This window comes from Paraburkholderia sp. BR14312, assembly GCF_040948675.1.
GTDB lineage: Bacteria > Pseudomonadota > Gammaproteobacteria > Burkholderiales > Burkholderiaceae > Paraburkholderia > Paraburkholderia nodosa_A.
This window is the reverse complement of record NZ_JBFPKI010000019.1, coordinates 1-14,339: the sequence shown is the minus strand read 5'-3', so window position 1 is coordinate 14,339 and position 14,339 is coordinate 1. Positions and strand designations below refer to the sequence as shown.

Genomic DNA, 14,339 nt, shown 5'->3' with positions numbered 1-14,339 from the left:
ATAAAGTCGCGCGATCATCGCCACCTCGCGAAGGAGCTGCTCTTCTGCAGGGGCGCGCCATCTGCGGTCGTTGTGGTCGGTATGTCCGGCTCCGGTTGTCTGCTTGCCGAACGCGATGTCGAGATTGAGCAGCTCAAGGCGCGGATCGACAAGCTTAGGCGCATGCAGTTCGGTCGCAAGTCCGAGCAGCTGCAGCGACAAATCGAGACGCCCGATACTCAACTTGAGGATCTGGCCGCCGGGCGCGGCGTTGTGGATGTGCTGCGTGCGCAGGCCCTCGGTGCAAAACGACGGACGAAGCGGGTTCCAGGCAAACGCTTCCCGCACATCTGCCGCGTGAGGATCATGTGCTTGAGCCTGAATCAAGCTGCCCGGATTGTGGTCAACCAATGCGGGTGCTCGGCGAGGACTCATCCGAACAACTCGCCCGGGTTGCAGCGGCGTTCAACGTCATTCGCACGATCCGGCGCAAACCGGTTTGCCCGTACTGCAGCACGATCACGCAGCCGCCGATGCCTGGGCTGCCGATCGAGCGGAGCATTGCCCATCCGAGCTTGCTGGCAGACATCCTCGTCTCGAAGTTTGCAGACCACCAGCCGTTGTACCGGCAATCGACGATCGCGGCGCGCGACGGCTTGACGCTTGATCGGGCCAGTATGGGGCGCTGGGTTGGCCAGTGTGAGGCGCTGTCCGCTCCGCTAGCAGAGGCGCTGCGCCGCTATACCGTGGCCGCTACCACGCTGCACGCGGATGACACGCCGATCCCGGTGCTCGCCGGGCAACAGGAAGACCCGCACCGGCCGGCTGTGGGCCTACGTGCGCGACGATCATCGCTCGGGTTCGACGCAACCGGCTTCGGTCTGGTTCGCGTACTCGCCGAACCGGGAAGGCATCCATGCTCAATCCCATCTCGCCAGCTTCAAAGGAATTCTGCAAGCGGACGCCTACGCGGGCTTCGACGAATTGTTCCGCGACGGCTCGATACGCGAGGCGGCATGCCATGCCCACGCGAGGAGAAAGTTCTACGACATCCACGTGCGCACGCCATCTGACATCAGGGCAAAGCTCGAAACGCTGTCGTCGAAGTCCGATACGGCCAAGGCGATCAACTACACGCTGAACCAGTGGAGCGCACTGACGTTCTACCGCGTAGACGGTACGCTAGAGATTGACAACAACATCGCGGAGAACACGCTGCGTTGTGTAAGCCTGGGCCGGAAGAATTTTTTTATTCGCCGGCTCAGGCAGCGGCGGCAAAGGGGCAGCCGCGATGTCCGCATTGATTGGCACTTGCACACTGAATGGCATCGATCCGCGTGCCTACCTCGACTATGTGCTAACCCATATCGCCGGTCACAAAGTCAATCGCATCGACGAGCTCCTGCCTTGGTGTGTTGCCGACAAGCTGCACACCCCATCCAGTGCGCCGAATCCCGCTACCTGACCGGCAGTTCCAGTTCACCATCATGCCTCACGCGCATGCGAATGGACCAACGGCCCAGTTGAGCCCGCTTACGAACATCGCACCGTCCACGCGTTTCGATCATCGCCGATAGGAGTGCCGCGTCGTTGCCGGCGCATTCGAGCTTGAGCGTGATGCCGTTGGGCATCTGTAGCATCAATATCGACGAGGCAGGTCGATTCGCTGGCGAACTAGCCGTCGCCTCCGGCAAAGAAGACATCGCGGATTTGAGTTCGACGACTGCGTTCTCATCTCTAACCCGCACAACCGGCACGAATGCCGACTCCACCGTCGGTGCAGGCGACGGGGCACGAGCCGACCGTTGCTGGTGGAGTTTGATCCATTTATACAGCAGGTTCGCATTGACGCCGTGCCTGAGTGCGAGCCCCGCTATTGACGCCACCGGCTCAAGGCAAGCCTCGACCAGTCGCCGCTTGGTCTGCCGATCAAAGCGGCGCTTGCCGTCTATGTCAACGCTGACGACCTTCAGGCACGACGTCTCTGAGCGTTGTTCTGTCATAAGGTGTCCACTGAAAATCAGCGGACATAGCCTGCACGCTCAGATCGCTCGATGCCATACGTCGATTCCTGAGCGCTCACTTTCTGTTGCAGTTTCTTGTAGTTGGAGTCTTTCGGTTCGCACTTGAGGAGCGTCACGGTTTCGAGTATCACTTCGAGCTGCTGCGCGGCGCACGTCGGGCCGCCGCACACCAGCAGCACCGAAACGCGAGGTCGCTCCGCTGCGACCACACTCCCGATCCGAGATTCTCGCGAAAAACTCAGGGCGATTCAAACGCACAGGTGTTGCCCGCCGTCAATGCGAATGGACTGACCAGTCATATAACCCATCGTCGGGCTTGCCAATAGCGTCACCAGATATGCACACTGATTGACATTTCCTATTGTTCTCGCTGGGATCGTAACCAATCGACTGGCCTTGTAGTCGTCGAAGGAAATTCCCTGCTCGTCCGCGCGAGCCTTCCACAGGTTTCTCAGACCAGGGGTGTCGAAGATGCCCAGTATTATGTTGTTGAACGTTACGTTGTATACCGAGAATTCTCGTGCTGCGCCGCTCCCAAGAACTGCTATAGCTGATCGCCCAACATTCGCCAAGGAGTGATCCCATAGTGGTGCGATTGTTGATGAACCAAGCAAAGACACAACGCGCCCAAATTTTCGTTCGATCATTCCCGGCAAGTTCGATTGGACTAACTCGAGAAATGGAAAAAAGTTGCGCATGAGTGTCATGTGATATTCGTCCGCCCCGATTCCGATGATCGAATCCTGTCTCTCGCGGACGGGAACGAAAATAACGATGTCAACATTACCGATTTCTCTTATCATATTGCGTGTCTGAGACGGGTCAGTCATATCGCAGGCCAGATGCGTCACCGTTCCCCCTTCGACTTCACTCTTATATTGAGACCGCGCGGTCGGTACATTTCGGCTCAAAGCGATAACTGTTGCCCCCTCAGCCGCAAGTTGAGTGGCACACGCCGCTCCCAGCCCGGATCCTGCGCACGTCACCAGCGCACGCTTGCCTTTCAGCTCAAGTTCCATTGTATCTCCATATCGATCTGTTTACATGCTTCTGCCTATGTCAAACCTTGGTGTCAATCTGGCGTGAATGTGACGGCAGGGACGCCAAATACCATATACAATGACAGGATTCTCAATCGATTCTCTTTTTGCTTTTTCATCAAGCGAGGAAAGGCGAATTAATTAGCGTGACTACCGGAAGCGCTCGATTGCCGCTTTGCCCTCCTTTCAGAATAAAAGGGATCAAGAACCCTCAACTGAAGCAGCCAAGACAGATTGCCATACAAACCGCAGCCAACTTAGCTGCGGATGCTGTATTCGATTCGCAGTGGACGCATGCTGATGGAGCAAATTCCCAGCAACATACTGGTTCGCTGGCTCGTCGGACTGGCGATGGACGAATCGGTGTGGGACCACACTACCGTCAGCAAAAACCAGGACCGCCTGTTGGCTCACGACGTGATTGTTAGCCTGTTCAACGGGACGGTTGAGACGGCGCGCGTGCGTGGCTACCCGTCGGACAATCATTTCGGCGGGGATGGCACGCTCATTCAGGCGTGGGCAGCACACTAGAGCTTTGTGCGCAAGGCGAGGCCGGGTGACGATATGCCCCCTGGTAGAGGTGCAGACCCCCGCGAGAACTGGCACGGCGAGAAGCGTAGTAATGACGCGCGTGAATCCAGCCCGGAGGGCCAGGCGCGACTCTTCCACAAGAGTCGCGGCACGGGCGCCATGCTTTGCCACGTCGGCCACGTGCTGACCGATAGCCGGCATGGTCTCGTGGTGAACGCACAGGTGACGCAGGCCAATGGCGCGGTAGAGTGTGACACAGCGGCTGACATGCTTGCTAACAAGAACTACAACACGGCCGTCTTCGTGGCGACGTGCCGCGCATATGGCGTCACCCCGCATGTGGCGCAAAACGATGGCCGTGCGGCTGGCTCGGCCATTGACGGGCGTTTGGCGGGCTGGCCCGGCTACACTATGAGCCAGCGCAAGCGCAAATGCATTGAGCCGGTCTTCGGCTGGAGCAAGACCGTCGGCAGGATTCGGCAGGCAATATATCGAGGGCGTACGCGAGCCGACCATCTTTTCCTGCTGACTCACGCGGCCTGCAACCTGACGCATACGTGAACGCTTGTCATCAGGATAGCATGATAGTGCAAGCAGGAGAGAGCGCGACATTGGCTGCACCTGAATCACGGACGTTTGGCGTCAAACCGATAGAAACAGTTCGTCGCGACAGCTACAGTAAACAGGATGGCGCAGGTCGAGTGAGAATGAAATCGAATCCTCATTTTCTGCTCATAAAAAGATCAGAATCATGCTGATAACAGCGGCATATAAGAAGACAAATAGGAGTCCTACTCCTCGTAGTGGAGGCGGCCCATAGGGACTCACATGAAGTGCGGCCATCACTATCAATTCCCATGGCAGAACTTCAGCGACCGAGAAGCTTTTCCAAAATTTTGCAATGACAAAAAACAGACCAGTGATAGGAACCGTATATGTCATGGGTACACCGTAGAATCGACCTGTTTCTGTCAGCCCGAAATTATTGAAATATGCGAGCCTTAGGCAAGCTGCCAATGCTATTAAAACTGAAGAGACCAGCGAGAGAGTGGATCCATGAGCCAACTGCAGGGCAATCAGGCCCGGAACAATCCCAGCGCTAACCATATCAGTCGCTGAGTCCATGTCGCCACCGACGAGTGCATATTCTCGAGGTCGATTCTTCATCCTCCTTGCTACCCACCCATCAAGGTGGTCCAACATCACTGCCCAAATAACGACTCCGATCGCGACGTCGAAATGACTGTTCACAGTGAGATGCATCGCGCCGATGGCTAGAAACAGGCCTATGGCAGTGATGGCATTGGGAACGTCGACAAGGTACTTGAGCATCTTATCTTCCTGGCGACTGACAACCGAATATATGACGGGCTGCAGTAAGGTCTTCGAAATCATCGACCTCGAACCATCGGCAGTCTCCACAGTCTCGTGTTGTCACTTTTTTTCCACCGTCAATGAACGCTTTCAACATGTCCTCGAAATACGCCACGGGATTGTCTAAGCGTGCTCTCTCCCACAGGTCGCACAATTTCCGCACAGTACAAGCGCTGAATTTGTAGATGTTGATCGTTTTCCAGTAACCGTCCCGCTCGCCAGTGGGCGTGTCACGATAGACGTGTTTAATCCATTGGCCCTGATTATCCAGCGTCACTGTGGTCCCACTGAGCGGTGAACGGAAGGGTGCAACTGCAGCGATATCCGATTGGTCAATTTGGCTCAAAAGCCGCCGCGGGATGTCTGAGTCGAACAACACATCCCCTTCAATTAATAGCACTCCCTCGGCGAGGTCTCGCGCGGCCAGATAGAAGGAATCTGCCGTTCCCTTGGATTTATAGTCGGGAGCGTGAACATATGAGATGTCGGCACCGAACAAACTATCACCTGTTTCCTTTCGGACAGTATCAGCCTTGTACCCAACCACCACAGTTACCTGATTTACACCGACCTCAACGAGAGATCGTATGCAGCGATGCAAGATCGGGCCGTCACCGAGCATGTTGACCATCGCTTTCGGACGAGTTTGAGTGAGCGGACGCAGCCGCGAACCAACACCAGCTGCCAATACAATAGCGCGCATAGTATACCCATGTTGATAGTTGTTAAAGCGGCGAAATGTGCTAACGGAAATATTCAACCATTGCGTTGAGCCCTTCGTCCAACTGCTGTTCATCGCCTGCGTAGGAAATTCGAAACCCGTACGAGGTTCCAAATGCGCTTCCCGGAACAACCAGCACGCCCGTTTCGTTCAGCATTTCTCTGCAGAGTTCGTCGTCCGATTGACCCGTTGATTTCGAGCGGTTTGTGCATCGACTATCGGCGAACGCAAAAAAACCCCCTGCTGGTCGAGGAAACGACATGCCGGAAATGGTGCTTAGCACGGTTGCGACGCGATCACGTCTCTTCGCCAGCATAGCGACGCGATCGATCTCGTACCTGCCTAATCCGGATCCTTCTAGAGTCCATAGCAATGCAAACTGGGTGATGCTGTTCGGATTCGAGTTTGTATGGGTTTGTATCGATTTCAACAGACTTATGAGGGATCGATGTGCGAACACGTAACCTATCCGCCATCCGGTTAACGCCCAACATTTCGAGAACGAGTCGACAATAACTGCCCTGTCATAATTACAAATTAGATCCCCTAAAGGTGAGGTTCTATCGGTTTCAAACATCAATGAATGGTATGATTGATCAAATATTACAAATGCTCCGTGTCTTGATGCGATACGGACGACTTCCTTGATTGAGGAGTCGGAGTAGACCACGCCAGTTGGGTTGTTTGGCGAATTGATCACGATCGCTTTCGTGGATGCGGTAGTGCTTTCCTCGAGTGCCAGAAGATCTATGGTGCCACTAGCCTCTATGCAACGGACAACTTTAGGAGTGCCACGTGTCAGTACGATCTGCTCTGGAAAAGTACTCCAGTATGGAGACAGCACAACGACTTCATCGCCTGGATTGACTATAGACAGCATCACTCCGTAGAGTGCTGGCTTGGCACCTGCTGTTACCGCAATTTCTTCGGCAGATGCTTCAATTCGATACTTCTCGTTCACATATGCAGCAAGCTGTTCACGAAGTGCTCGAACACCGATCGCTTCAGTATAACCGTGTAGTCCAGATCGTATAGCTCTTCCGGCATTCTCTAGAAATTCTGACGGTGGAGAAATAGATAGTTCGCCTTTCGAAAAGTCAGTTACGCGTTTTCCATCGCAAACCCGCTTCCTCGCAATCTCATCGAACGCAGCATTCTTGGATCCGCGTATCGACTCAGCCATAGTTGAAAAAATCATCTAACTCTCCAGTTTGCGACCTGATAGGGAAAATTTTTCACAATCGGTGATGAGTATTGCGTACAGGTTCCAATCGCGATCACGACTCGTTACGGAAGTCTGCAGAACTCGTTTCTTGACCGCTAGACCTTTGCGCATTTCGCTGGTTATTGATCGGGCGGTGCGGAAGGGCACTCCGTTTGTTCTGCAAACCGGCGTTCGATGGGGGGCTTGCCGCAGAAACTTTGGTTCGGCGGCGGCATGAATTGCTGACGTGGACTGCGAGACTGGAAGAGCAATGGGGTTTGGGCGCCGAGAGTAGCGAGAGACACGGTCGCCATCGCCGGGTTGTCGAGCGAACCCATGCCTCGCTCGCCGGATTCGGCAAGCTGCGCATCCAGCTTTGAGCGAGTTCCAGATACTTATGTCGCGTTGCTCCCTCTTGCTCGGGCAGTTATCTGTTCGCGGTTCGTAGATCATTTTCTTTAGCGAGCAAAAATACCATGTTCGAATGGAGCAGTGCTGACGTACGTTTGCGACGAGCAGGTACGGCCTTCTCAATCGCGGACAGCGTCAGCGTTACGACGCTGGCCAGTGTTCGTCCCAATGGAACAGGAAGGCCGGTCCGCGCCGTGAACTTTTGCTCCAGCGCTTCGCCCATGAGAAATACCAGCCCTCGTTGCATGATGTATGTCAGCCGCTCTTTCGAATGAGTATGCCGGGAAAAGGATGCGCCAGATTCCCGCGTCAACAAGCGAACGCGAAGTCTTCTCTGTTGACGACCTGCTACGGAAGGCGTTCGCCGAGGGCCTTGATGAGCAGGTCCGAAAGGCTGTGATGCATAGTAGCTTTTTGTTAGCATGGTCCATGGCTCCGCAATGGGTGTTTACCCAGCGCTCTCGACAGGGACGGCAAACGTCGGGGAGTCTACTGCCCTTCGTCGCCGCAACTACCTGACGGCAACGCCGTTACCGTTCGTCTGCAACGATCATGTCCTCGTGTCCCGCTACTAGCTTTCGATGTACAAGCAACTCTGCCGATTCACGCATCGGTCAAAGTATGCCGGCGCGGGACCATTCTCAAGCAGCTTCCGCGCCATCCGAACGCAACGCTCGGAAATTCCGTAGATAGGGGCTTCAGGGTTTAATTGCGGAAATTGCGCTGGCTGACTGAGGTCGTATTCCCGACATCCAGGCGCGTTTTGTCTCAAACGTAAGCAATTGGTTTACGATGTGCACGCGCTGCTGGAAGTTGCTGCTGCACCATCATTGTCAACGCGCGGAAGTCGGTCGCAGAGTCATAGCCGGTCAGTTTTGAGCTCGCGATGGGGTGGCGTTGATTCAAGCGAGTCACATACGCTCACCATGTGCCCCAATTTGAGCAGGTATCCGTAGGGTACTAACCCGTTGGGGTTGAACTTGCCGCGTTTAGAGGTTTTCTGGACGATCACGACCGGCTAGCCGGGGCTTATCGACCGCGATCAGTATCTTCAGATGAAAGTTCATTGAACGAGAACTCGAATAGCATGACGCCAACCACCGAACCGTACACTCAGGCATCCTTTTCTCGATGCTGCGTAGATTTTCCTGTAGGACGCCTGCGTGACAGGAGAGTTTGGATCGCACGTATACGAACTGCTCGGTGCGCTGAATATCTCGACGACTCTCTTGAAATCGTCCGTTTAAGGGCCGACCCTCGTTGCGTGCGGGTCCCCCGCCCGATATCGTCGACGAGATTTATCGCAATCGCCATAGTCATACCGTGCCTGGAATCAGGCTCAATATCTCCTCGATCGAGAAGATCTGACCCTCTACCTCGTATGAGCGGCCACTCTTCAGAATGTCCATCGCAACCTTGACCATCGCTGGATAAGCGGCTCGCAACAAGTGATTGGCGTAAATTACTACGTTGAAGCCGGCCTGCTCCAGCTCGCAAAATTTAATTCGGTTGTACGTTGTCGGGATACAAACAAGGGGGGTATTTGCGTCTCGCGCTCTAAATAGGGACGCAAATTCGAGGACTTCGTCCGGCGCCGCGCTTTTGCTGTGAATCATGATCCCGTCGGCACCCGCATCGACATATTTCTGAGCCCGAGAAATCGCATTCGACATTCCTCTTTCCAAAACGAGGCTTTCGATCCTCGCGACTATCATGAATTCATCGCTATGTTTCGCCTTGCATGCGCATTCTATCTTTTCACTGAATTTCTCCGGATCTTCCTGAACTTGAGGAACACGATTTCCGATCAGCGAGTTCTTCTTTAGACCGGTTTTGTCTTCAATGATCGCCGCAGATACACCCGCGTTTTCGAGCATCACTACGTCAAGCGCGAAGTGCTCTGATTTCCCGCCCGTATCGGCGTCGATAATCAGGGGTTTGCAGGTGCTTTCGAATATCTCATTGATATTGTTGATCCGGCTTCGCATGTCGAGAATTTCGATATCCGGTTTTCCCCGCATGGTCGAGTCGGTCAGGGAGCTTGACCAGAAGCCGTCGTACTCGATTTCCACTCCAACCTCATTGATGGCCCGGCTTGTCTCGACGAGCAGCGCGGTAAGTGGACTTGTCACTTCCATAACACGCAGGCACCGCTTCCGCTCCAGCGCATTTCTCAGCGCCCCGGCGCGGGTATTCCTGAATTTTGTGTCAAATGAAACAGAATAGACCACGATTTACTCGCCCTGAATATTTCCGCAATGACGATTTTTCAGACGCGGAAAAATTACCTGCCAATGAGGAGCTGACATCTTTCATCATGCGAAGAGTGTCGTCGCCTCGCCTATACCTAACAAAAGCCCATGCCTAACAAAAATCACTACCGTTCAAAAATATTCAGAATACCCTATTCAGTTGACGGCCATCGTTATCGACACGAACACAGTATCATTAGGATTATTGTGACCTAACGTATCCGCTCATGATATACTCGTCAATCCTCTCCTTAAGAGTAGATGCGGTGCAGGATTGGGGCGCGCATAAGGGCGAGCCACGCATCGAGTTGGCGAGAGGGGCGTTTGAAAAAGCTGCATGGTGATTGCGTAGCCGTCCCCTCTGCTCCCGTTCGGCCGAATGGCGTCTCGCCGCCAATTTTCCGCGTAGGTACGGAAACCAGCGCGTCTCTTCATTGGCTTACTTCAGCGTCGCGCGTGCCCGAAATGTCGCGCGCCTCGAGCCGCGTATCGATCTGTCGGTTGACGCGCCTAGATTTTTGCTGAATGGATTCAAATTGGCTCAATGGAGGGCGGCTGGCTTTAACAGAGGGAGGAATCGAGAGCGAGTTCATGCACCTAAATTCGCAACAACTGTACCAGTAACGCGGCAGCTAAGCGGGTGGCTGAATAGGATGCAGAAGACTGACATGAGCCGGTGCAGTTCCAGGATTGTTTCGGCCAAATATGTGCGGTTTGTCGGGAAGCTGACGTTGCGCACGTCTTAGCTGCCCATCACGCTCGTATTTGCGGGCGGTGCGCTCGCTCATCCCCGTACGCGCCGTAGCCAGCTTCTGGCTCCCCGCCTTTCTGCCGTTCTTCTCGCAACGATTTGATTTCTCCCTCTCTTTTCGTGTCGGCGCGAAAAGGAGTCGCATGATAACGGCGGACCAAACCGCAGCAGTTCCGGCACAGGAAACCGGCAAATCTAGTTGTCGCTACCGCCGGCAGAAGCAATTGTCGCCAGACAGCTGTTGACCTTCGGCTGCTGGGACGAAGTCGATCATAATGCGTCCGGTGAGCCGCCACGCTCGACGGTCTTCGTCATGGTGCTTATCGCGTTGTCATAAAAGTCGAGAGCTTCCGCAAGCCCGAGCCGACGCGTGAAACCAGCAAAAATGCCGTTGCTAAGAGCAGGTGGACGACAAAACTACCACTCTTTTGCAGTTGGAGAACTGATATGGCCGAGAGTCGCGCTATGCCTGCCGCAGAGAGAGAGCAGTCATTTGGTAATCCGAAGGTGTCTAAGCGAGTCTCGCTCCGCTGTGAAGAGCGCCGCAAGCAGCATGGCCGTTCAGCGACAAATATTTTGGCCACCGCGCGCGCTTGTTGTCGTCCGCGCTGCGACGCCGGTAGCTTTCGACGTTCGGCTCGAAAATCGTTGAGTGATGGACCGGGCGCGGTCACCGACATCGACGGGTGGGGGAACACGCTGCACCGTCCGGTGATCAGCGCATAGCATGCGGCCAGCGAAGTTGAGGAGCTACTTCTCGTCGGCGACTAGATGGGGGAATTTGCCCGCCCATCGGGGTATAAGCGTGTAGCGGTCCAATGGTCCTTGACACCTCTAAAGGGGATAATTGCCCCAACTGGGGTGAGAGATGAGCAGACGGAACCTGACTGCCGAATTCAAGGCAGAGGCGGTGCAACTGGTGGTTGCGCAGGGCTATTCATTTGCCAAAGCCTGCGAGGCACTGGGCGTTGCGATACCGCGCTGCGACGCTGGGTGGCGCAATGGTGCGGCCAGCAGGTTGAACCGCCCCGCAGCGAGGCGCAAATCCAGAGCGACCAGCGGCGCATCCGTGAGCTGGAAGCCCGTGTCGTGGAGTTCGAACGGGAGCGCGAGATACCAAAAAAGTCTACGGCCTTCTTCGTCAAGCAAATGGATCGCTCCTCGAAGTGATCCACTCGCTGAAGAAGGCCTCGCCCGTCAGCGTCATGTGCCGGCTGCTGAACGTGCCGCGAAGCAGCTATTACGCCTTTGCTGGCCCTCGCCGCAAGCGCGCCGCATCGCCCTTGCTGCTCAAGGCCACGCGCCAGATTCACATTGAAAGCCGGTGTAGTTACGGCAGTCGAAGGCATTCGGCTGCAAACAATCTGCCATGAAAAGCCCCTTTGTGGGTGTCCAAAGAGGCTTGACCACTACAGCGTGCGACCTTTACCTCTGAGCCAGCGTGAAAAACCGCTTGCATTCCCCGGAGGCGTCCATAAAAGCACCGCGTTAAGCTTACGCCTGTCCCATCGATATTGATAATTCAAGAGAAGCGCACTTACATGGCTAATTGCGCAATCGACCTTGCAACGTGTCGCAAATTCGGGTGTGGTAGATTTTGCCGGCGACCGCAACGGCTCGAACCTGGCAACAGCTAACTCACTGGCGATCCACGGCAAATTACTGCGGCGATCGAAGATGAAAGCTGCTCACCGCCATGCGTCGCACATGCGACTCGTCTATCTCCACGCCCAATCTAGCCCTGTCCGGAAGATGCACTACCCCATTGTGCACGAAGGAACAAAAATCGGTCGGGTCCTCGGCAAGCCGTAGCGTCGACATAAAGGCGTGGCCGACGTCGACGAGATTCCCTATAGTTACGGCGTGTTGCAGTGACGCAGCTTGCGTGACGCCAAACTCAATCATCGAATTCATGTAGCAGCGTATTCCAAACGCCTGAGCCAGCGCCGCAATGCGTTGAGCTCGCAAGGGGCCTCCATTTTTGCTGCTCTTAACACTAAAGACACTAGCGGCACCTGTGCTTGCGATCTGCGCCGCATGCGAAAGTCCGGCCACCGCCTCGTCCGCCGAGATCGGAAGCCTGCTTTCCCTGGCCAACGCCGCTGCGCCCTCCATATCTGATTTCTCCAGTGGCTGTTCAACAAACGCTAGGCGGGAGCCACTAACTCCCCTCAGGAACTCACGAGCTTCCTCGGGGTTCCAGCCTTCGTTTGCGTCGGCGATCAGCGTTATAGCGCTCCCGTAGCGCGCCTCTAGCTCAACCACCCGTTGTATCTCGCTACGTATTGGCGACGTACCCATCTTCAGCATAAAGCTTGAGAATCCTTGCTCGATGCGCTCGTCGATCACGCGGATGTCTTCGTCGGGCGCACCGTTACTGAGCGGCCAAAGCACCGGTAGTGACTTCCGCAGCGCTCCGCCCAGCTGCGTTGCAACTGGAACACGGAGCCGCTTGCCAAGAATATCGAGCAGAGCCATCGTCACGGCCCCCTTTGCGCTGAGATGTCCAGCGAGCCGTGTGTCGATTTCCTCATCGATGCCACCGGGGGTAAGAACTGAAGATGTCATGACCGCGGGCAGCAGTGTTTCCTTCAATACACGTGCGGCATCGTTGGCCGTGCCGCCGGTAAAAGCATCGTAAGGATTAGCTTCGCCCCAACCCTCAACGCCATCGGCATCCGTTAGCTTGCATAGCACGGCGCTTGTTGAAACTAACGTTCCTTCGCTTAGCTTATACGGGGTGACAAGCGTCGCCTCAATTACAAATACGTCAGTTGCGACCACTCGCGCCATCGCATTAACGTCAGATCCACTTCGCATCATGCTTTCCGAGAAAGGTCAAAGAAGGAGGATTCTTCCAGCATGATCCTGTTCGCTATGCAGCTTGATTTCAACATTTTATTTCCGGATCAATAACTACGCCCTCTTCCCCAGCAAGGTCGAAGACTGGCGCATGGACTGTCGGCTCAGGGGGATTTTCACCGCGTTCCCCTCGGACCCTTGTCCGGCTATCTCCTGCGACCGCGCCGATGCTCGTGACAACTACGCAGCAGGATCCAACGACTTGCAAAGCGTCCAACGGCTGGCCGAGTACAACGAAACCAATTGCCGCAGCTATTGCAGGTTCGGCGCTCATTAGAATGCCAAACGCTGATGCACTCATCCGACGTAGTGCGTTCAACTCCAAGACGTACGGGACGAGTGGCATCAAAATCGCAAGGTATGCGGCGGCGACGAGTTGGGTGTCGGGCAAGTGGCCGCCGCTTTGTGCGAGCCCAAACGGGGTTAGGATCAGCGAGGCCACGGCCAGCGTTACTGCGACGCCTTGGGGCCCATCGAACAACGAGCCAATACGCTTCATCAAGATAATGTAGGCCGCCCACCCGATCGCCGATCCTATGGGAAAAATAAGTGCGGCTGGCGCTGCCACCCACGCGCCATTCCGTCGTGCGAGTAGCAAGACGCCCGTCATCGCTAGTGCAGACCATACCAACATTGCTCGTCTACGCACGTAGAACGTCGAGATTCCGAGTGGGCGGAGAAAATTGATGGCGATCGCAAATCCGAGCGGCATGCGGCGTACCGCTTCGGAGAGGCACAGGCTCTTCAGCTTGCTCATCGCCAGTTCTCAATTTGTTCAGCCCAACACCTTAACCGATTCGCCTCCTCGCGCTATTTGCACCATGTATGGACGACTCCCTGTTGTCAAGCAGTCTCAGTTTTCTGGCATCCGGTCGAGGTTGCAGCCATGTATCCGGGCTCAGTTGGCAGCACTCGCTGCGGGCCCACGATGAATATCCGCGAATGGGTACCCCATCAGAGCCTCGGGCTTGGTTGCCCTTGGTGCAAAGCGGGTTTGGCCCACCACGGTCCGACCGTTCTGCCATCGAATTGAAGTCTGCTCAAGCAACCTCTGGAAGTGAATGCTGTTTCACTGCTAATAGCGGGACTTGTCAATCCGTCAAGCTGGATCGCGTAGGCACATGGTTCGCCTGAAAGGGCTGATTTCGTATCAGCATGGCCCACGCCGTCCGTGCATTCTTTGCCGCGAG

General features: G+C 55.3%; 11 protein-coding genes and 3 pseudogenes. 3 read left to right on the top strand and 11 right to left on the bottom strand.

The window, feature by feature from the left end:
* Window positions 1-81: 81 nt before the first annotated feature.
* A pseudogene (locus AB3X98_RS37725) lies at window positions 82-1,444 on the top strand (IS66 family transposase).
* On the opposite strand, the gene AB3X98_RS37720 reads toward AB3X98_RS37725, so the two are convergent.
* From AB3X98_RS37720 to AB3X98_RS37710, 3 genes are read right to left on the bottom strand one after another with little or no spacing between them, the layout of a single operon-like run.
* On the bottom strand, window positions 1,437-1,982 hold the full coding sequence (locus AB3X98_RS37720) for a transposase (RefSeq protein WP_368605593.1): 546 nt from the start codon (window positions 1,980-1,982) through the stop codon (window positions 1,437-1,439). The pseudogene AB3X98_RS37725 and the gene AB3X98_RS37720 sit on opposite strands and share 8 nt — an antisense overlap.
* Before the next feature lie 17 nt (window positions 1,983-1,999).
* Window positions 2,000-2,212 (bottom strand): hypothetical protein, encoded by a 213-nt coding sequence (locus tag AB3X98_RS37715; RefSeq protein WP_368605592.1) that lies wholly within the window; start codon window positions 2,210-2,212, stop codon window positions 2,000-2,002.
* Between the two features lie 39 nt (window positions 2,213-2,251).
* Complete coding sequence (locus tag AB3X98_RS37710) at window positions 2,252-3,022, bottom strand: SDR family oxidoreductase (protein WP_368605591.1); 771 nt, start codon at window positions 3,020-3,022, stop codon at window positions 2,252-2,254.
* 183 nt (window positions 3,023-3,205) lie between these two features.
* Here AB3X98_RS37710 and AB3X98_RS37705 point away from each other — a divergent pair.
* Window positions 3,206-4,135 (top strand): annotated as a pseudogene (locus AB3X98_RS37705) (IS5 family transposase); the annotation flags it as partial.
* Between the two features lie 171 nt (window positions 4,136-4,306).
* Here AB3X98_RS37705 and AB3X98_RS37700 read toward each other — a convergent pair.
* Genes AB3X98_RS37700 through AB3X98_RS37690 form a run of 3 tightly spaced genes read right to left on the bottom strand, consistent with a single transcriptional unit; the run spans window position 4,307 to window position 6,867 of the window.
* A complete protein-coding gene (locus AB3X98_RS37700; RefSeq protein ID WP_368605590.1) occupies window positions 4,307-4,906 on the bottom strand; it encodes a CDP-alcohol phosphatidyltransferase family protein in 600 nt (199 codons plus the stop codon).
* 1 nt (window position 4,907) lies between these two features.
* Window positions 4,908-5,651 (bottom strand): NTP transferase domain-containing protein, encoded by a 744-nt coding sequence (locus AB3X98_RS37695; RefSeq protein WP_368605589.1) that lies wholly within the window; start codon window positions 5,649-5,651, stop codon window positions 4,908-4,910.
* Window positions 5,652-5,691: 40 nt separating this feature from the next.
* Entirely contained in the window at window positions 5,692-6,867 is a 1,176-nt protein-coding gene (locus tag AB3X98_RS37690; RefSeq protein ID WP_368605588.1) for a pyridoxal phosphate-dependent aminotransferase, read from the bottom strand.
* A gap of 287 nt (window positions 6,868-7,154) precedes the next feature.
* Between AB3X98_RS37690 and AB3X98_RS37685 the strand changes: the two are divergent.
* Window positions 7,155-7,335: pseudogene (locus AB3X98_RS37685) on the top strand (IS5/IS1182 family transposase); the annotation flags it as partial.
* Here AB3X98_RS37685 and AB3X98_RS37680 read toward each other — a convergent pair.
* The 5 genes from AB3X98_RS37680 to AB3X98_RS37660 form a co-directional block, all read right to left on the bottom strand.
* A complete protein-coding gene (locus AB3X98_RS37680) occupies window positions 7,301-7,507 on the bottom strand; it encodes a hypothetical protein (RefSeq protein ID WP_368605661.1) in 207 nt (68 codons plus the stop codon). The pseudogene AB3X98_RS37685 and the gene AB3X98_RS37680 sit on opposite strands and share 35 nt — an antisense overlap.
* 1,093 nt (window positions 7,508-8,600) lie before the next feature.
* On the bottom strand, window positions 8,601-9,515 hold the full coding sequence (gene aepX / locus AB3X98_RS37675) for a phosphoenolpyruvate mutase (protein ID WP_368605587.1): 915 nt from the start codon (window positions 9,513-9,515) through the stop codon (window positions 8,601-8,603).
* Window positions 9,516-11,220: 1,705 nt separating this feature from the next.
* Window positions 11,221-11,436: a hypothetical protein gene (locus AB3X98_RS37670; RefSeq protein ID WP_368605586.1), complete on the bottom strand. Its 216-nt coding sequence runs from the start codon at window positions 11,434-11,436 to the stop codon at window positions 11,221-11,223.
* 510 nt (window positions 11,437-11,946) lie between these two features.
* Window positions 11,947-13,080, bottom strand: coding sequence for an enolase C-terminal domain-like protein (locus AB3X98_RS37665; protein WP_368605585.1), 1,134 nt, complete (start codon window positions 13,078-13,080; stop codon window positions 11,947-11,949).
* 97 nt (window positions 13,081-13,177) lie between these two features.
* Window positions 13,178-13,906, bottom strand: a complete 729-nt coding sequence (locus AB3X98_RS37660) for a DMT family transporter (RefSeq protein ID WP_368605584.1) — start codon at window positions 13,904-13,906, stop codon at window positions 13,178-13,180.
* Window positions 13,907-14,339: the final 433 nt, after the last annotated feature.